Genomic DNA, 18,663 nt, shown 5'->3' with positions numbered 1-18,663 from the left:
ATTATAGAAGCTTGATTGCTCATGCTGGCGCTCGCCGTCCCGAAGGACGCGCGAATCGCTTGATCTAGCCAGGCTTGATCAGTAGTTGTTTGCTCCGATTGCCCAAGGGCAACCGTCGCAGAAATTTTATTGCCGCGTTCGGAACGCGTCAATAAACTTTGTTGACGTTTTGCTGTTCAGTTTTCAAGGTTCATGTTGTGCGTCCTGTAAAAGCGACTCCTCTAATTTAACATCGCGGCTTTCAAGTGTCAAGCACTTTTTATTATTGCGAAAAACTTAATTGCCTTAGCGACGTGTATTATCATAATACGGATGCCCTTCCCTTGTCAACGATAAAATCAAAAAAAATTAAATCTCTTATAAAACCATTGGCAGCAAAGCTATTCCATTATCATTTACACATTCCCTTTTATTCTTTCTCTACATATAAGAGAGCTGATTCCTTGATGGAATCAGCTCTTTAGCAAACGAAATTTCTTTTAACTTTTTACGTAATAATAGCGATGGAAGATTCCTTCACTTTTGGTCATCACGCCTTTTATCGATATCAAATCTTTTTCTACTAAATACTCAATAAAGACTTCCAAGTCTGAAGAATAGTTTTTCAACTCTTCTTGTTCGTGCAGTTCTTGGATTGTCCAGCTCTCCTGCCTCTCCATTACTTCCCTGATGTGCTGAGCTCCATCATTCGTCCGCGAATGGATATGGAACTCGCTTGCCAGAAATAACAATTCCAATCTTTTATGGATCGGTTCCTCGCTTAGAATCAGCTCTTCATAGAGCTTATAGATGGCCGGCTCCATCTGTTTGACTTGCGACCAAACTGTCACTTCAGGCGGAAGCCCGTTTTCCAAAACAGCAAGCCTGGCCAGATGATGAAGTGATTCTACTATATGATTATAGGCATCCATATAGTTTTTTTCTTCAAAGAAGACTTTTCCTTCTAGATAACGCCGGATCAGCTTCGCGAACTCAATTCCCATTTTTATTTTCCGTCCATAGAACGGATAATCCTTCAATTCTGTTTTCAGTTTCTCCATGAATTCGTTGCGGTCGTAAATGATCCGCCCATGAAAAAGCCAATCCACAATTTTCCGGTTGGTTCCAAGCAAGAGCCATTTCCGCAATTGTTTTTCCGTGACGATGTGCATCGCCGCTTTTTTGTCCAAATATGTGTAATGTTTAGTGAAAACAGATGTATCGTTTTCTTTTGTAATAATCAGCAGCACCGAATCGAATGTATCCGTAATCGGGCTGACTTTTTCTCTTTTTTCTATCAGCACTACACCTAAGGTGCTTTCCTGGCTGGCGCGTTCTTGATAGATTGGCCGTAGAATTTGCTCCATTGAATTTCACTCCTTGAGTGGCTAACTTTTGATCTCTAGTCTTACACCTGATTGAACTTGAAAAGGCTCTCTCTCCCTTTTTCTTTAATTCGACATATTTCAGCTGGATTCCTTCATCTGAAAATCATTATCACTTTTTAACGTCTATTATGATATAGTATGATGGATGCAAGGAGGAACGAAAAATGAAACCTTATAAAAATAAAATAAATCGAATTCGAACTTTCGCATTGTCGTTGGTTTTTATCGGAATCGTTATTATGTATGTCGGCATTTACTTTAAGAACCAGCCGGCCGTTATGGTCATCTTTATGCTGCTGGGTGTATTGGCGGTTATAGGAAGCACAGGCGTATATGCTTGGATTGGCCTTCTGTCGATGAAAACTATCCCAGTCGAATGCCCGAACTGCGGCAAGCAGACAAAGATGCTTGGACGCGTAGACATGTGTATGCACTGCAACGAGCCATTAACAATGGATCCTGCTCTTGAAGGAAAAGAATTCAGCGAAGAATACAATAAGAAGAATTCTTGAATATAACGCAAAAGCTCCACCGGGACATGATGTCCGGTGGAGCTTTTCATTTCCGGCCGGCACATTGCCGAAATAAAAATGAGCATGGAAGCCATGCTCATCGTTATTGTGCTTTAGCCGGATTTTCTATACAGTCCTGGCAAGTGCCGTAAAGTTCTAGGCGGTGATAGTCCACTTGGAAACCTGTAACGTGAGAAGCTAAATGTTCAACTTCATCAAGGCCAGGATAATGGAAATCGACAATTTTGCCGCAGTCGCTGCAAATCATATGGTAATGGTCATGGGTCACAAAATCGAAGCGGCTTGAAGAATCCCCGTAAGTCAATTCTTTCACCAGCCCCGCTTTTCGGAACACACGCAAATTATTATATACAGTCGCTACACTCATATTCGGAAAAGTTTTCTCTAGCGCGCGATAAATGTCATCCGCTGTTGGGTGTGCTGTTGAATGAATCATATACTCCAGAATTGCATGGCGCTGGGGCGTGATTCTTACACCTGTAGACTTCAAAGCATCAAGCGCGTCTTTTAACTGCACTTCAGACATCGCTGTGCACCTCACTTCATAAGTATTCTTACATTGTAATCGTTATAATTAGTGTACTTAAAAAGGAGGGCACATGTCAAGAATTCACTATATTACCGCAATGCCAGCAGTCTCTTCGTCATGCCTGCTCCTCATGAAGCTCTTGCTCTTTCTTGCCGAGCTTGAAATTCACGAACCGCGCCGCAACAAATAAGAAATCGGATAAACGGTTCAGATAAGCCAAAACAATCGGAGAGACATCTTCCCCAATCGAAATTGCCGCCCGCTCGGTTCGGCGGACGACCGTTCGCGCAACATGAAGCCCGGCCCCAGCAGGATGCCCACCAGGCAGAATGAAATTATTCAACACAGGAATTTGCTCATCATACCGATCGATCCACTGTTCCAACTTTTCTACGTCCTGCTCCGTCAGCTTCCACTTGACTTCTTTGCCGCTTGGAGTGGCAAGTTCCGCTCCTACGTGAAACAGCTTCGTTTGAATTTCATGGAAAGCCTGGCCCAGTTCTTCTTTTTCCTCGAAAAATTCTTCGGCCATATGCCCCAATGCCAAGCCAATCATCGAATTTGCTTCGTCACATGTTCCGTAGGCTTCAACAAGCACATCGTTTTTTGCGACACGGCTGCCATAAACAAGTGAAGTCATGCCTTTGTCACCTGTTTTCGTATAGATTTTCATGGTCAATACCCCTTTTCCAGATTAACGAGATTTGTCGGGTTTCGATCTTCCAATAGCCATCTATGCAAATTAGGAATAAAAATGTCCAATGCTCGGTCCACATATTTCTTTGAATGGCTGGAAGCATGAGGTGAAATTACGACATTTTCCATACTCCAATATGGATGTTCCGAAGGCAGAGGCTCTTGTTCAAAAACGTCAAGTACAGCAAACCCAATCGCGCCTGTTTCGAGTGCCTCAAGCAAAATACGATCTTCCACCAAATCGCCGCGCCCAAAATTCATGAAAATCGCATCAGTCTTCATCGCTGTGAAATGTTCTTTTTTCAGCATATGTTTTGTTTCTTTTGTGCTTGGCAAAACTGAGATAATGATGTCGGCTTCCGGCAGTTTTCTCAAAACATCTCCAAAGGAAACCATTTCGTCCATGTGGGCTGCCGTCTCTCCTGAACGATTGCAGCCAATTGTCCGAACGCCGAATGCTTGAAGAAGCCGGCCGACTTCAGAACCGATAGCTCCTGGACCGATGATCAATGCGGTGGAGCCAGAAAGTTCTGATGAACCGGTCTTCCGGTTCCATTCATTGTTCCGCTGGCTCTCGTAGATAAACGGCAGGGAACGTTTCACTGCCAGCAGATGGGCCAGTACCGATTCGCTCATAGGCGTTTTATGGATGCCTTTAACATTTGACACGATAATGCCGCGCTCTTTCATCGCTTTAAGCGGCAACTTTTCCACTCCGGCGCTCGCTACCATGATCCACTGCAGCTTTCCTGCTGTCTTGATATCGTCTTCAGTGAGGTCCTCGCCATATGTCACTAAAATGTCCGCAGACGGCAAGCGGGATTTATCGCTGCCCTCAAAATAAAAATCAATATCCGGAAATTCTTTTTCAAGAGTTTGCTGATGTGCTGCTTGTGGCGTGAATGTAAACAAGACTTCCATTCCAATGTTCTCCCCTTTTCACTGATTGCTGAGCTCTTTCAGCGTATCCGCTACTTCTTTGATATGGCCAGCGACTTTCACTTTACGCCATTCTTTAATGATTGTACCGGTCGGGTCAATCAGGAAAGTGGAGCGCTCTATCCCCATGAAAGTTTTGCCGTACATCTTTTTCTCCACCCACACTCCATATTCCTCCGACACTCTGTGGTCTTCATCCACTAAAAGCGAAAATGGCAGTCCGTGCTTTTGGATGAATTTATCATGCTGGTCCGCCGAGTCGGCACTAACCCCAAGAATCACGGCATTCATATCAGCAAAATCCGTTTGCGCATCACGGAAATCGCAAGCTTGAGTGGTGCAACCTGGCGTCATGTCCTTCGGATAAAAATACAGCACCACATACTTCTCTCCTGCAAAGTCTTTTAATGAAACCGTCTCCCCTGCTTCATTTGCCAAACTGAATTCCGGTGCTTGCAACCCTTCTAAAGTGGCCAATTCCATCACTCCTTTTCTTTCTTCTATCGTACCTAAGCGCAAGATAGGTTTCAATTTCTTTGGCACTAATGAAAAATATTGTCTACAATAAGAAAGAGCAATAAATAGGAGGCTTTAAAATGAACCACACAATCTCGGAACAACTGCATGAAGAAGCATTGCAGCATATCGTCGGCGGAGTCAATAGCCCGTCGCGATCCTATAAAGCGGTAGGCGGCGGCTCGCCAGTCTCTATGGAACGCGCAAAAGGCGCTTATTTCTGGGATGTCGACGGCAACAAATACATCGATTACCTGGCAGCGTACGGCCCGATCATTACAGGACATGCCCATCCACACATCACTAAAGCCATCACTCACGCTGCTGAAACCGGCATCCTTTACGGCACTCCAACTCGCCATGAAATCACATTTGCCAAAATGCTGAAAAAAGCGATGCCGAACATGGACAAAGTCCGCTTTGTTAACAGTGGGACGGAAGCGGTCATGACCACCATCCGCGTTTCACGCGCGTATACTGGCCGCACGAAAATCATGAAATTCGCCGGCTGCTACCACGGCCATTCCGATCTTGTCCTTGTCGCGGCAGGTTCTGGTCCGGCTACACTGGGCACTCCGGATTCTGCCGGTGTCCCAAAAACAATAGCCGAAGAAGTGATTACCATTCCATTCAACGATCCCGAAGCTTTTTCAGAAGCAATGGATAAATGGGGCGATGAAATTGCTTGTATCCTTGTGGAACCGATCGTCGGAAACTTTGGCATCGTGGAACCCAAAAAAGGATTTTTGGAGGAAGTCCACCGCATCGCAAAAGAAAAAGGCGCTTTGATAGTTTATGATGAAGTTATTACCGCTTTTCGGTTTCATTATGGCGGCGCTCAAGATCTTCTTGGTTTGGTGCCGGATTTGACCGCTCTCGGCAAAATCATCGGCGGCGGCTTGCCGATTGGAGCATACGGCGGCAAAAAAGAAATCATGGATACGGTCGCCCCTCTTGGGCCTGCATACCAAGCCGGGACAATGGCCGGAAATCCAGCATCTATCCAAGCTGGAATCGCTTGCCTTGAAGTGCTTCAGGCAGAGGGAGTATACGAAAAGATGGACGAACTCGGACAGAAGCTTGAAGAAGGCATTCTCGCTGCGGCCAAAGAGTTTGGCGTCACCATTACCGTCAACCGCTTGAAAGGTGCCTTGACGATTTACTTCACAGATGTAAAAGTGGAAAATTATGAGCAAGCTGAAGAAACTGACGGAGAAATTTTTGGACGCTTTTTCAAGTTGATGCTAGAACAAGGCATCAACTTAGCCCCATCAAAATATGAAGCGTGGTTTTTAACTACTGAACACACACAAGAAGATGTCGAAGTTTCAATCCAAGCAGTCCGTGAAGCATTCAGACAGCTTTGATCAGTAAGATCCGCCATTGTGAAAGAAGGGAGTTCTTAATTATATGCAATTGGGTGCACGTATATTTAAGACTGGCATAGCGATATCCTTAGCCTTGTTTCTGGCTAATTGGCTAAATCTGCCAATTCCTTTTGTGGCGGGAATATCTGCAATTTTTGCTATTCAACCATCGGTATACCGATCATATTTAACCGTCTTGGACCAAATGTATGGCAATTTGATCGGAGCTGTCATTGCAATCATTTTCGTATTGACGATCGGCTCAAATTATCTGACGATAGGGCTTGCCTCTGTTTTGGCCATTATCCTTATGGTGAAGCTGAACCTTAACAACCCGGTTCCCTTGACGCTTGTGACACTTATCGTAATAATGGAATCGCATCAGGAACAGTTTTTGGAATTTGCAGGATTGCGGTTCTTGACGATTCTTCTCGGAATCTTCTCTGCTTTTATCGTCAATATGATTTTTTTGCCGCCTAAGTATGAAACCCGCTTGTTCACATCCATCCATGAAGTGACAGAAGAAGTGATTCGCTGGATCCGCGTTTCAATCCGCCACGTCTCCGATTATTCTTCCGTCAAAAGCGATATCGGCAAATTATCCGACAAGCTGGAAAAAGTGGATCAATGGTATTCATTTTATAAGGATGAACGCAGCTACACGAAAAAGCAGCAGTTTGTAAAAGGCCGAAAACTAGTCTTATACCGGCAAATGATTACCACTACAAAAAAGAGCCTGGAAGTTCTGAAACGGCTTCACCGCTATGAAAACGAATTGACCGACCTTCCTGAACATTTCCACATCATGGTGCAGGAACGCCTCGAAAGTTTGGCAAGCTACCATGAACAGCTATATATGAAATATGTCGGGAAACTGCGGCCGGAACATAGTGAAACAGCCGGAGCCGATTCGGTTTTAAAGCGGCATGAAGTGATGGACGTGTTTGTCAGAGAAATCAATCTGGCATATGAAGATGCAACAAGTGAATTTTCCGCTTACCATCTGATGCACATCTTATCGGCGATTCTGGATTATGAAGAGCAGCTGGAACACTTGGATCTGCTCATTATCGCGTATTTGAATTACCATTCGGATGAAGTGGGATCCGAGCTGGAAAATACCATATAAAAAAACGTGCCCGGCATTTTGCCGGGCACGTTTTTTTAAGATTTCATGCGAGGGTCCAGCGCGTCGCGCAATCCGTCGCCCATCAAGTTGAATCCAAGAACTGTCAGCATGATGGCAATACCCGGAAAAATCATTGTCCAAGGTGCGTTGGTCAAATAAGATCTTGAATCCGCCAGCATTTTCCCCCATTCAGGAGATGGCGCTTGTGCACCGAGCCCTAAAAAGCCCAGCGCAGCTGCTTCAATAATGGCGGTTGCAATAGCCAGTGTTCCCTGTACGATCACCGGCGCCATAGAGTTCGGCAATATATGGGAAAACAGGATCCGGTTGTCTTTCATGCCGATGGCTTTTGCGGACATGATGTATTCGTCTTCTTTGATGCTCAATACTTTCGAACGGATCAACCGCCCGAAATTCGGAACGTTGATCAATGCGATGGCAATCAATGCATTTCGAAGCGATGGCCCAAGAACCGATACTACCGCAATGGCCAATAAGATGCTTGGGAATGCCAGCATGATATCAAAAATACGGGAAATGATGGTATCCACCCAGCGGCCGTAATAGCCTGCAAGAATTCCCAGAATACTCCCCATGACAGCTGAACCGACAACCGCTAGAAAGCCGACCCATAGAGAAATTCTTGCGCCGTATACAATACGGGATAAAATATCTCGCCCAAAATCGTCCGTCCCCATCCAATGTTCATTGGAAGGAGGCAGCAGCTTGTTGGTTAAATTCTGTTCGTTGATTCCTTGCGGTGTGAAAAGCGGGCCGAATATCGCCAATAAAATGAAGAAAAAAACAATCCCCATGCCGACTACCGCCACTTTACTTTTCCGGAACCCTCGCCAAGCTTCTTTCCATGGGCCCGCAACTTTTTCCGCGTTCATTTCATTTTTATCGATAGCTGATTGTGCCATTCTGCTTCTCCTCCTTCCTAGTCGTATTTGATGCGTGGATCGATCAAACCGTACAGCATATCCACCAGCAGATTGATCATGACAAAGATAAATGCGACGATCAAAATTCCGGACTGGATAACCGGATAATCTCGGAATCCAATCGCTTCATAGATATAGCGGCCGATTCCAGGCCATCCGAAAATTGTTTCCGTCAAAATGGCGCCGCCTAAAAGCAAGCCCATTTGAAGGCCGATAATTGTTAAAACTGGAATGATTGCATTCTTGAGTGCGTGCTTGTAAACGACCCAGAACATTTTCAATCCTTTTGACCGCGCGGTCCGTACATAATCCGAACGCATAACTTCAAGCATGCTCGAACGGGTCATGCGTGCAATAATGGCCATCGGAATAGTCGCAAGTGCCGTTCCCGGCAAAATCAGATGCTTGAACACAATAGAAAATTGCGCGAAATTCCCTTGGATCAATGTATCAATCAAGTAAAAATGCGTAATGACATCTACCGGGTCACGGACATTTTCCCTTCCGGTCGTCGGAAGAACCCCCAGTTCGATCGAGAAAATCCACTGATTCATCAAACCAAGCCAAAAAATAGGCATGGAAACCCCAATCAACGCAATGATCATCGCTAAATAATCAAACCATGAATTTTGGAACCAAGCGGAAATGATGCCAGCATTGATGCCAATAATAACGGCGATGACAATAGCAAAAACAGACAATTCGATTGTAGCCGCCAAATATGGCCATACTTCATCCGCGACAGGCGTTCTCGTGCGCAGCGATTCCCCTAAATCTCCGGTCAAAAGCCCTTTCAAGTATTCAAAATACTGAATATACCAAGGATTATCTAAACCAAGTGTCGTCCTCAACGCCTTGATCGCTTCTTCGGATGCTTGCTGGCCTAAAATGACTTGGGCAGGATCTCCCGGAATCGCACGTATGATCAAGAAGACGATAAATGTCATTCCCAATAGAACGGGAATCAATTGGAAAATCCGCCTTCCGATATAGTTGAGCATTTTCTCCACCTCTCACTCTCTTACATTATGTATAAATTAAGAAAAAAAGAGGAGAAATCAATTTGACCTCTCCTCTCAGACTGTTTACTGCAAATCAACATCCGCCAATTTGTCAGAACCTGTTGGATGCGCTTTGAAGTTCACTACATTTTTACCGCCGGCAAGCAATGGCGTTGAATGCGCAAGCGGTACCCATGGTGCATCTTCGTGGATGATTTCTTGTGCTTGCTTATACAACTCATTGCGCTTGTCTTCATCCACTTCTGTTTGAGCTTGGATCAAGATATCGTGCAATTCTTGGTTTTCATAGTACGTGTAATTGTTCGAACCGATATTGTCCTGGTCGAGCAACACATAAAGGAAGTTATCGGCATCGCCGTTATCGCCTGTCCAGCCAAGCAAGAACGCATCTGCTTCCCCCGCTGCCGCTTTTTCAAGGTAAGTAGCCCACTCGAATGATACGATTTCAGCTTTGATGCCAACATCCGCCAAGTTTTTCTGGATTGCTTCCGCTACTTTTTGGCCATCCGGCATATATGGACGCGGAACCGGCATTGCATATAGTTCCATTTCAAAGCCATCTTCAAGTCCGGCTTCTTTCAACAATGCTTTTGCTTTTTCAGGATCGTATTCATAGCCTTCGATATCATCGTTGTAGCCGTTGATTACCGGTGGCATCGGGTTTTTAGCGACTTCTCCGCGGCCTTCGAAGAACGCATCGACGATGGCTTGCTTGTCGATAGCATGGTTCATCGCCTGGCGCACTTTTGGATCATCAAACGGTTCGCGGGTAGTCGTCAATCCCAAATAGCCGACGTTCATCGAAGGACGTTCGAACAATTGAAGATCGGCATTGCTTTCGATAGTTTCACCGTCTGATGGCGTGATGCCGTCAGCCAAATCGATTTCACCAGACAACAATGCATTCAGACGAGCTGAGTTGTCCGGGATCGAACGGAAAATGACGCGATCCAATTTCGGTTCGCCTTCAACCCAATAATCTTCGAACTTTTCAATTGTTACTGTGTCATTGCGCTTCCATTCGACAAATTTGAATGGCCCAGTACCGACCGGGTTGTCGCCGAATTTGTCGCCAGCTTCTTCAAAAGCTGTCGGTGACGCAATCCCGAAAGAACTCATCGCTAAGTTTTTCAAGAAAGGCGCTTGTGGACGTTTTAACTTGAATTCGACTTCATAATCGCCGGTTGCAGTAACCGATTCAATCACATGGCCTTCTTCATCGCCGAATCCGCCAAACATCGAACCGTAATACGGGAATTTATCAGCATCTCCTGCAGCCCAGCGTTCAAAGTTTTTGACAACCGCTTCTGCATTGAAATCCGTGCCATCATGGAATTTGACGCCTTCTTCCAATACAAAGGTGTACGTCAAGCCATCTTCAGCAGCTGTCCACTCTTTTGCTAATCCAGGGTGAATTTCTGTATCCTGCTCACCGAAGTTCACCAACGTATCAAAAATATTCTTTGTAACTTTATAGGACTCCCCATCTGTTACGACAATTGGATCAAGTGATACAGAGTCGCCGCCGCGGCCAAAGATCAGCGTTTTTTCCTCTGCTGATTCCCCTTCGGAACCGCCGCTTTCAGTTCCTTCCGAACTGTTGCCTGAACTACAGCCATAAAGAGCTGTCGATATTAGCATCAGCATGAGCAATGCCAGTGACAAGAACTTTTTATTTCTCAAGTTAACCCCTCCATTTGTGTTTTTTATTATCATTGCGGCCTGGATTCTTCGTAAAGATGGCAGGCTACAGAATGACCTTTTTCAACTTCTGCAAAAATTGGCACTGTTGTTTCACAAATGTCCATCTTGTAAGGGCAGCGGGTATGGAAACGGCAGCCGCTTGGAGGATTTGCAGGGCTTGGAATATCCCCTTTGATCACAATTTGCTCCCGCTCGAAATCCGGATCCGGCACAGGCACGGCAGCCAATAGTGCTTGTGTATATGGATGCAGCGGCTTTTCGTAAAGATCCTCGCTGTCGGCGAGTTCCGCCAATTGCCCAAGATACATGACCCCTACACGATCGCTGATATGGCGGACTACACCTAAATCGTGGGCAATAAATATATAAGTAAGTTTCAGCTCTTTCTGAAGATCCTGCATCAAATTCAATACTTGTGCCTGAATCGAAACATCAAGAGCTGAGACCGGCTCATCTGCGATGATCAGTTTCGGATTTGTCATCAGCGCCCGTGCGATGCCGATGCGCTGGCGCTGTCCGCCGCTGAATTGGTGCGGATAGCGTTTGGCATGGTAGCTGCTGAGGCCGACGATTTCCAAAAAATCATGGACTTTCTTTTTCCGTTCTTTCGGATCGCCGATATTATGGACATTCAACGGCTCCATCAAAATCTTTTCGATTGTATGCCGCGGATTCAACGAAGCATAAGGATCCTGAAAAACCATTTGGATATCTCGCCGCGCTTTTCTCATTTCCTGGTTGGAAAGCTTGGTAAGTTCCTGGCCATCAAAAAACACTTTGCCTTCTGTAGGGTCCAATAAGCGCATGAGCATACGTCCAGTTGTCGACTTTCCACAACCGGATTCTCCTACTATCCCCAATGTTTCGCCTTCGGCAACCGTAAACGAGACATCATCCACAGCTTTCACATGGTTTTTCACTTGCCCGAAAAGCCCTGACTTTATAGGGAAATACTTTTTAAGCCCTTCAACTTTTAATAGCGGTTCTGTCATGCGCTGTTGCCTCCTTTGGATCAAATAGGAAACAGCGAGTTTTGTGGTTGTCCGCTGTTTGGTAAAGGTCTGGGTTTTCATTGATGCAGCGGTCGAAGGCGAATTCGCAGCGCGGCGCGAATTTGCATCCTGTATGGATCGTTCCAGGCTTCGGCACGTTTCCTGGAATCGAGTAAAGGCGATCTTTCTTGAAACGCATGTCCGGCACAGACTGAAGAAGTCCGCGAGTATATGGATGCTGCGGATCTTTGAAGATTGTTTCGACTGGACCTTCCTCAACGACTTTTCCTGCATACATGACAATGACCCGTTCACACGTTTCTGCCACTACACCCAAATCGTGGGTGATCAACAAAACTGCCGTATTCAACTTTTCGTTCAAATTCTTGATAAGCGTCAATATCTGAGCCTGGATGGTAACGTCGAGCGCGGTCGTCGGCTCATCCGCAATAAGCACTTTCGGATCGCAGAGCAGCGCCATGGCAATCATGACCCGTTGCCGCATACCGCCTGACAGCTGGTGAGGGTATTCCTTCATCAGATCTTCTGCACGAGGCAATCCGACCAACCGCATCATTTCAACTGCGCGGTCATTGATTTGTTTTTTTGACCAATCGCGCTTATGGATCTTTATCGCTTCTCTCAATTGATCGCCGATTGTAAAAAGGGGATTCAGGGAAGTCATTGGCTCCTGAAAAATCATCGCAATATCATTGCCTCGAATTTCGCGCATCTTCTTCTCCGGCAATCGGGTTAAATCCTTATCCTGAAATAAAATTTCCCCGCCTGTAATTTTTCCAGGAGGGCTTGGCACAAGTCCCATTATGGATAAGGAAGTAACACTTTTCCCACAGCCGGATTCCCCCACGATGCCCAGAACTTCTCCTTCTCGTATGTGAAAATCAACATTATCTACCGCCGGAATTTGTCCATCGTCCGTAAAAAAGGTTGTTTTCAAGCCCTTTACGTCCAATATTTTTTTGCGATCTCCCACGCCGTCACCCCTTCCGTCCTCATCTTTTCAGAAAATTAATTTTATTTTAATTATACGTAATATTAGGTTGATTGCAATAGTAATTTTAAATCCACCAACTTTGCCCCCCTTCCATATACACAAAAAAGCCCCCAAATATTCGGGGGCTTAAGCACTATTAAACGAAGTGTTGAACTTGAAACAGGTCGTGATAGATGCCTTGTCGTTTCATCAATTCATCATGGCTTCCTTTTTCAACCAGCTTACCATGGTTGATGACAAGAATCTGGTCAGCATGAGTAATGGTCGATAAGCGATGTGCGACAATCAGTGTTGTGCGGTCATGCGCCAGCTTCTCGAGCGAATCCTGGATCAGCGATTCACTTTCCAGGTCCAAAGCGGATGTTGCTTCATCTAAAATTAAAATTGGCGGGTTTTTAAGGAAGACCCGGGCAATCGCTACACGCTGTTTCTGGCCGCCCGACAATTTCACTCCACGCTCACCAACTTTGGTGTCGTAGCCTTGCGGCAGCAATTCGATGAATTCATGTGCATTTGCCGCTTTTGCCGCGGCGACCACTTCTTCATCCGTTGCATCTGGCCGGCCCATTAGAATATTGGACTTTACAGAATCACTGAATAAAATGGAATCCTGGAGCACCAAGCCGATTTGATCCCGCAGAGAATGGGTGGTGACATCTTTCAGATTATGGCCGTCCATCAAGATGCTGCCGCTTGTCACATCATAAAATCTGGGGATCAGCGAGACGATGGTGGATTTTCCGCCGCCGCTCATTCCGACAAAGGCAACCGTTTCCCCGGGCTCGACCGTAAAATTCAAGTCGGACAGCACCGCTTCCGAGCTGTCACTGTAATGGAAAGAGACATTGCGAAACTCCAATTTCCCGTCCACATTTTTCAAATCCCGCGCATTTTCCTTATCCTTCACATCATAGTCTTCATCCATCAATTCGAAGACGCGGTCCATCGATGCAAAAGACTGGGTCAATGTCGTGGATGAGTTGACCAAGCGGCGCAGCGGATTGTACAAGCGTTCGATATATGCGATAAAAGCTACCATGGTTCCGACCGACAGATCTCCTTGTATCACCTGATAGCCGGCATAGCCAATAACCAATAACGGAGCGATATCGGTAATCGTATTGACCACCGCAAAGGCTTTGGCGTTCCATTTTGTATGGTCCACAGCTTTTTCAAGAAACTGGTCATTGGTGCTGTCAAAAATCTTCTGTTCGTGCTTTTCTAAAACAAAACTTTTGATGATGCTGATTCCTTGGACACGCTCATGCAGATAACTTTGAACGTTCGCCAATGCTTGCGAACGCTCCTTTGTCAAATCGCGCAGCCGGCCAAAAAAATACTTGACGCTGAAAGCGTAGAACGGAAATGCTATGAGCGTCACAAGCGTAAGCGGTACGTCCATCGTCAGCATGATTCCGATTGCAATCAGGATTGTCGCCAAATCAAGCCATAAATTCATCAAGCCTATCATGACGAAGTTTTTCGTTTGCTCCACATCATTGATGACCCGCGAAATCACTTCACCGGCTCTTGTGTTGGCATAAAAACGCAAACTCAGGCGCTGAAGATGGCTGTATAGTTCTTGGCGGATATCGTATAGGATTTTATTGCTGACAAGTTGGGCAAAATACTGGCGGTAATATTCGATGGGGGGACGGAAGATAAAAAACAGAATTGCTGTGCCGCCGAGCCACAGATATAGCTGCTCCAGCTTTTCATCGCTAGATAAAGCTTCTGCTCCAATAATATCGTCAATCACAATTTTTATAAGCAAAGGAATAAAAAGCGGAATCGCGAACTTTAATATCCCGATCAATATAGTAAAGAAAATTTGCCAATTGTACGGTTTGACAAATTTCATATAGCGTTTCATACTGCTCAAAGCTTTCACTCCAATCTTTTCAAAATGAAAAACCTGTTGCCAAGCAACAGGCTTTCATTTTACTCACGAATCTTGTACTGCCTATGAAATTCATAGCGATTCGTCCATACTTCGATGAAGTCCGGGGCAAATGGCCCTCGCCGCTGTTTGATCCAGCCAATCAACTTTTCCACATTGCGGTGAAGAATTTGATCGATCACTTCGGGATATCCCATTTGCCGTTTGTGTTCTTCATATTCGTCTTCATCCAGCAACGTGTATGACATGTCGGGAAACACCTTCACATCCAAATCATAATCGATGTATTTCAACGATCCATTATTATAGACGAATGGAGAACTTACATTGCAATAATAATAGACCCCATCCTCACGCAGCATGCATATGATATTGAACCAATGTTCCGCGTGGAAATAGCAAATGGATGGTTCGCGGGTCAACCACGTTCTGCCATCGGATTCTGTTACCATCGTCCGCTCATTTGCACCAATTACAATGTTGTTTGTTCCTTTAAGTACAGTTGTTTCCTGCCAGACACGGTGGATTCGGCCGTTGTGTTTGTAGCTGTGGATTTGTATCGTTTCTCCCTCTGCAGGAATCGCCATGTACCATCCCACCTTCTTGTCTAAACCCTATATTTGCTGTTATTTCAACATTATATCAATCAATTCTGAAAACATACAGTAATAAGGCGGCAGGACCAAAGGATTACAGGACGACCGAACGGCCGCCGTCTACGATAATAGTCTGGCCGCGAATCATATCTGCGTCTGCTGAGATAAGGAATAGCGCCGCTTTGACCATGTCGTCGATTTCAACCATGCGGCCTGCTGGCGTATTGACCCGAGCATCATCCAATAGCTCTTCGCGGTTCGGGAAGTGTTTCAGCGCATCGGTATCAAGCGCTCCGCCGGAAACCGTGTTGACAGAAATCCCTTTTGGTGCGAGTTCCACAGCCAAATAACGGGTGATTGATTCAACAGCCGCTTTGGATACTCCAATTGTCGTATAGTTCTCCAAATAGCGGATTGAACCGAGCGAAGAAATGCCGACAATTTTCCCGCCTTTGTCCATCAGTTTCGCCGCTTCCTGCGCGCCGAACAGCATGGCTTTTGCATTGATGTTCATTGTCCAGTCCCAATGCGATTCTTCCAATTCCATGATTGGCCGAAGAACGCCTGACGCTGCATTAGAAACAAAAACGTCCAAACGCCCGAATTCTTCTTTGATGGTTTCGAACATGCCGCGCAATTTTTCAACGTCTCCGACATTGGCACGCACAAGCAGCGCCTTTTGGCCCCGCGCTTCTACTTCTTTTACCGTTTCAAGCGCAGCTGTCTTGCTGCGGGCATAGTTGACGACAATGTCGTATCCTTGTTCCGCTAAGGCAATTGCCATCGCTTTGCCCAGCCCTCTGCTGCTTCCTGTAACCAATGCCACTTTTTGTTCTGCCATTATCAAACATCTCCTCTAAGTTGTAATGCCGTTTTCATTTTTTGAACCGGCCCTGCTATTGGCAGCAAGTCGAGTTCTGCTGCCGTCACCCACTTCATATGGGCAGGAATTTTTAAATTGTCTCCTTTGGCGATATAGCCATCCACATTCCATGTTAAATGAGAAAAGACGTGTTTGAAAGAAGTAATTTTTTCAACTCCGCCGACTCTTCCGCTGAAATTCTCGGAAAGCTCTTCTTCGATTTCGAACGGCAGTGCCTCTTTTGCCAGTTCCAACATTGGAAATTGCCACATATTTGCAAGCAATCCGCTGGACGGCCGCTGTTCCATCAAGACAGAATCGCCTGCCTTGACTGCCACCATCGCGTACTGTACCGCCTTGTTTTTCTTCGCTTTCGTTTTCACTGGCAAATCGCTCTGTTTGCCTTCATGGAAAGCGGCGCAATGTTCCCGTACCGGACACAATAGGCATTTCGGTGAAGTCGGCGTACAAATCAAGGCGCCGAGTTCCATCAATCCTTGGTTGAATGACGAAGGATCGTCATGGCTGATGATTTCCGTCACCGCTTCTTCGAAAATTTTTCGCGTCTTCGGCTTCGCGATATCTTCTTCGATCAATAGAATCCGGGACAACACACGCATGACGTTCCCGTCTACCGCATGTTCCGGAATTCCATAAGCAATGCTCAGGACAGCGCCTGCTGTATACGGGCCGACGCCTTTGAGGGAGGAAAACTCTTTACGGTTGCCGGGCACAATGCCTCCGTAATTTTCCGCGACTTCTTTGACCCCTGCCTGGAGATTGCGCGCGCGCGAATAATATCCGAGCCCTTCCCATTCTTTTAGCAGGACTTGTTCATCTGCTTCAGCCAGATCATACAGTGTAGGAAATTTCTCGACAAACCGTTTATAATAAGGGATCACCGTGTCTACTCTGGTTTGCTGCAGCATAATTTCTGAAATCCAAATCTGGTAAGGGTCTGCTGTGCGCCTCCATGGCAAGTCCCTTTTTTCCGCTAAAAACCAGCCGATTAAATCTTGTTGAAATTGCTTTTTGTCAATATTGATTGTCATTGCCTCCAGTTGGGAGATTATTCCCTAAGAATTTCGGGTATTGTAGCACCATCAGTGAATGTTATTATTTTAACAAAATATAACGATTGCCGACAAAAATTAACTTATAAGAAAGGGGATGAAGCAATGGATACGGGCACGCACGTTGTCATGGGCATTGCCCTCGGCGGCCTTGCCATGGCAGATCCGGCTGTAGCCGGCCATCCTATCACCGCGACTGCGGTAATCGCAGGAACCATCATCGGCTCTCAGGCCCCAGATATCGACACTGTTCTTAAATTGCGGAATAACGCCGTTTATATCCGGCACCATCGCGGCATCACCCATTCCATACCGGCTGTATTGTTATGGCCGATATTGATAACCTTTGTTTTAGGGCTCATCTTTCAGGAGGCCAATATACTGCATTTATGGCTATGGACTTTTCTAGCCGTATTTCTTCACGTTTTTGTGGATATTTTCAATTCATACGGCACGCAGGCGCTCCGGCCTTTTTCGAATAAGTGGGTGGCGCTTGGCGTAATCAACACATTTGACCCGATCATTTTCGGCGCTCACTTGATCGCTTTAATGTTCTGGGCTTTTGGAACAGATCCGGTCTGGACAATTTCCATCCTGTATATCGTTCTGTTCTTCTATTATGTAACCCGCTTTGCGGTCCAGTCAGCAGTTCGGCATGCTGTACGAAATACCATTCCAGATGCCGAAGAAATCATTGTAGCTCCGACGATACGTTTTTTTCAATGGCGCATCGCAGCTGATTCCAAGCGCCATCATTATGTCGGCAGAGCTTACGGGCGATCGATCAATATTTACGATAAATTCCCTAAAACACCGCTGCCGACTTCCAACTTGATGCAGGCAGCTTTAAAAGACAGCAACTTGGCGGCGTTCGTCTCCTTTTCTCCTCTTTATCGCTGGGAAATCAGTGAAATCGACGAGTTTTATGAAGTCCGCCTAATCGACTTGCGCTACCGCAGCAACGACTATTACCCATTTGTCGCCGTTGCCCGATTGAACCACGAATGCAAAGTTGTCCAATCGTACACCGGTTGGATTTTCAGCGAAGATAAATTAAGGGAAAAACTGGATTTCAGCATGAACTAATAAAGACTGAAAGCCGCTTCGGCCGCTCTTTGGAGGCATTCAACCAATCATTCCATCATTATCCGCGATTCCTCCATGCAACAGGCACTCAATGAACTATAAAACGCACACTGCGATAGTGTGCGTTTTTTCAATCACTCTTGTTCGTTCAGCAGGTGTGCATATTTTGGGTTGCGTCCAGCAAACTCATGGATCTTATCGCCATAGCTCTCGATCCATTGGCGAACGACTTTTTCCACTACAGCCGTCCCTTGATAATCGTAGCCCGCTTTCGCATAGGAAGCCTCGAAATCCGAGACAAGCAGTTCAATCCAGACTCTCGCCTTAGCTTCGGACAACTCTTCATTTTTATCGCGCAATTCCGCAATCAGTTCTTCGATCAGTTCTTTCATC

At 45.8% G+C, this 18,663-nt stretch carries 19 protein-coding genes; 4 read left to right on the top strand and 15 right to left on the bottom strand.

The genetic code is table 11. The annotated features are described in order from the left end of the window. Positions 1-479: 479 nt before the first annotated feature. Positions 480-1,346, bottom strand: a complete 867-nt coding sequence (locus FQV30_RS17320; RefSeq protein ID WP_146501387.1) for a nucleotidyltransferase-like protein — start codon at positions 1,344-1,346, stop codon at positions 480-482. Positions 1,347-1,531: 185 nt separating this feature from the next. On the opposite strand from FQV30_RS17320, the gene FQV30_RS17315 reads away from it, so the two are divergent. Continuing rightward, positions 1,532-1,879, top strand: a complete 348-nt coding sequence (locus FQV30_RS17315; protein ID WP_146501386.1) for a YgzB family protein — start codon at positions 1,532-1,534, stop codon at positions 1,877-1,879. A 103-nt stretch (positions 1,880-1,982) separates the two neighbouring features. Here the strand turns inward: FQV30_RS17315 and perR are convergent, their stop codons facing one another. From perR to bcp, 4 genes are all read right to left on the bottom strand, one after another. After that, positions 1,983-2,426 (bottom strand): peroxide-responsive transcriptional repressor PerR, encoded by a 444-nt coding sequence (gene perR, locus FQV30_RS17310; RefSeq protein WP_146501385.1) that lies wholly within the window; start codon positions 2,424-2,426, stop codon positions 1,983-1,985. A gap of 118 nt (positions 2,427-2,544) precedes the next feature. Continuing rightward, on the bottom strand, positions 2,545-3,102 hold the full coding sequence (locus tag FQV30_RS17305; RefSeq protein ID WP_146501384.1) for a cob(I)yrinic acid a,c-diamide adenosyltransferase: 558 nt from the start codon (positions 3,100-3,102) through the stop codon (positions 2,545-2,547). Between the two features lie 2 nt (positions 3,103-3,104). Continuing rightward, the gene (locus FQV30_RS17300) at positions 3,105-4,046 is read right to left on the bottom strand and encodes a D-2-hydroxyacid dehydrogenase (RefSeq protein ID WP_146501383.1); all 942 of its coding nucleotides are present in this window, start codon (positions 4,044-4,046) and stop codon (positions 3,105-3,107) included. Positions 4,047-4,064: 18 nt separating this feature from the next. Continuing rightward, positions 4,065-4,541 carry a thioredoxin-dependent thiol peroxidase gene (bcp, locus tag FQV30_RS17295; RefSeq protein WP_146501390.1) on the bottom strand — a complete coding sequence of 159 codons (477 nt, stop codon included), beginning with the start codon at positions 4,539-4,541 and terminating at the stop codon, positions 4,065-4,067. 119 nt (positions 4,542-4,660) lie between these two features. Here bcp and FQV30_RS17290 point away from each other — a divergent pair, with 119 nt between their 5' ends. Next, positions 4,661-5,947, top strand: coding sequence for a glutamate-1-semialdehyde 2,1-aminomutase (locus tag FQV30_RS17290; RefSeq protein ID WP_146501382.1), 1,287 nt, complete (start codon positions 4,661-4,663; stop codon positions 5,945-5,947). Between the two features lie 43 nt (positions 5,948-5,990). Then, positions 5,991-7,076: an FUSC family protein gene (locus FQV30_RS17285; RefSeq protein ID WP_146501381.1), complete on the top strand. Its 1,086-nt coding sequence runs from the start codon at positions 5,991-5,993 to the stop codon at positions 7,074-7,076. A gap of 35 nt (positions 7,077-7,111) precedes the next feature. Here FQV30_RS17285 and nikC read toward each other — a convergent pair whose 3' ends face one another. The 9 genes from nikC to mutY all read right to left on the bottom strand — a co-directional run bounded on the left by nikC (position 7,112) and on the right by mutY (position 17,163). Then, positions 7,112-7,999, bottom strand: coding sequence for a nickel transporter permease (gene nikC / locus FQV30_RS17280; RefSeq protein ID WP_146501380.1), 888 nt, complete (start codon positions 7,997-7,999; stop codon positions 7,112-7,114). A 17-nt stretch (positions 8,000-8,016) separates the two neighbouring features. Next, positions 8,017-9,021, bottom strand: a complete 1,005-nt coding sequence (locus tag FQV30_RS17275; RefSeq protein WP_146501379.1) for an ABC transporter permease — start codon at positions 9,019-9,021, stop codon at positions 8,017-8,019. Positions 9,022-9,105: 84 nt separating this feature from the next. Then, on the bottom strand, positions 9,106-10,725 hold the full coding sequence (locus FQV30_RS17270; protein ID WP_146501378.1) for an ABC transporter substrate-binding protein: 1,620 nt from the start codon (positions 10,723-10,725) through the stop codon (positions 9,106-9,108). 29 nt (positions 10,726-10,754) lie between these two features. Continuing rightward, positions 10,755-11,738 carry an ABC transporter ATP-binding protein gene (locus FQV30_RS17265; RefSeq protein WP_146501377.1) on the bottom strand — a complete coding sequence of 328 codons (984 nt, stop codon included), beginning with the start codon at positions 11,736-11,738 and terminating at the stop codon, positions 10,755-10,757. Continuing rightward, positions 11,713-12,732: an ABC transporter ATP-binding protein gene (locus FQV30_RS17260; protein ID WP_146501376.1), complete on the bottom strand. Its 1,020-nt coding sequence runs from the start codon at positions 12,730-12,732 to the stop codon at positions 11,713-11,715. Before FQV30_RS17260 ends, FQV30_RS17265 begins: the two co-directional genes overlap by 26 nt. A gap of 157 nt (positions 12,733-12,889) precedes the next feature. Continuing rightward, positions 12,890-14,635 (bottom strand): ABC transporter ATP-binding protein, encoded by a 1,746-nt coding sequence (locus FQV30_RS17255; protein WP_146501375.1) that lies wholly within the window; start codon positions 14,633-14,635, stop codon positions 12,890-12,892. A gap of 59 nt (positions 14,636-14,694) precedes the next feature. After that, positions 14,695-15,240, bottom strand: coding sequence for a nucleoside tri-diphosphate phosphatase (ntdP, locus tag FQV30_RS17250; protein ID WP_106534784.1), 546 nt, complete (start codon positions 15,238-15,240; stop codon positions 14,695-14,697). Positions 15,241-15,343: 103 nt separating this feature from the next. Then, a complete protein-coding gene (gene fabL / locus FQV30_RS17245; protein ID WP_146501374.1) occupies positions 15,344-16,090 on the bottom strand; it encodes an enoyl-[acyl-carrier-protein] reductase FabL in 747 nt (248 codons plus the stop codon). A gap of 2 nt (positions 16,091-16,092) precedes the next feature. Then, entirely contained in the window at positions 16,093-17,163 is a 1,071-nt protein-coding gene (mutY, locus tag FQV30_RS17240) for an A/G-specific adenine glycosylase (RefSeq protein WP_146501373.1), read from the bottom strand. 126 nt (positions 17,164-17,289) lie between these two features. Here mutY and FQV30_RS17235 point away from each other — a divergent pair, with 126 nt between their 5' ends. Beyond that, the gene (locus FQV30_RS17235) at positions 17,290-18,270 is read left to right on the top strand and encodes a metal-dependent hydrolase (RefSeq protein WP_146501372.1); all 981 of its coding nucleotides are present in this window, start codon (positions 17,290-17,292) and stop codon (positions 18,268-18,270) included. 134 nt (positions 18,271-18,404) lie between these two features. Here the strand turns inward: FQV30_RS17235 and FQV30_RS17230 are convergent, their stop codons facing one another. Continuing rightward, the gene (locus FQV30_RS17230) at positions 18,405-18,662 is read right to left on the bottom strand and encodes a YfhJ family protein (protein WP_146501371.1); all 258 of its coding nucleotides are present in this window, start codon (positions 18,660-18,662) and stop codon (positions 18,405-18,407) included. Position 18,663: the final 1 nt, after the last annotated feature.

The organism is Planomicrobium sp. CPCC 101110, assembly GCF_007859395.1.
Classification (GTDB): Bacteria; Bacillota; Bacilli; order Bacillales_A; family Planococcaceae; genus Planococcus.
This window is presented reverse-complemented; position numbering and strand designations above follow the sequence as displayed.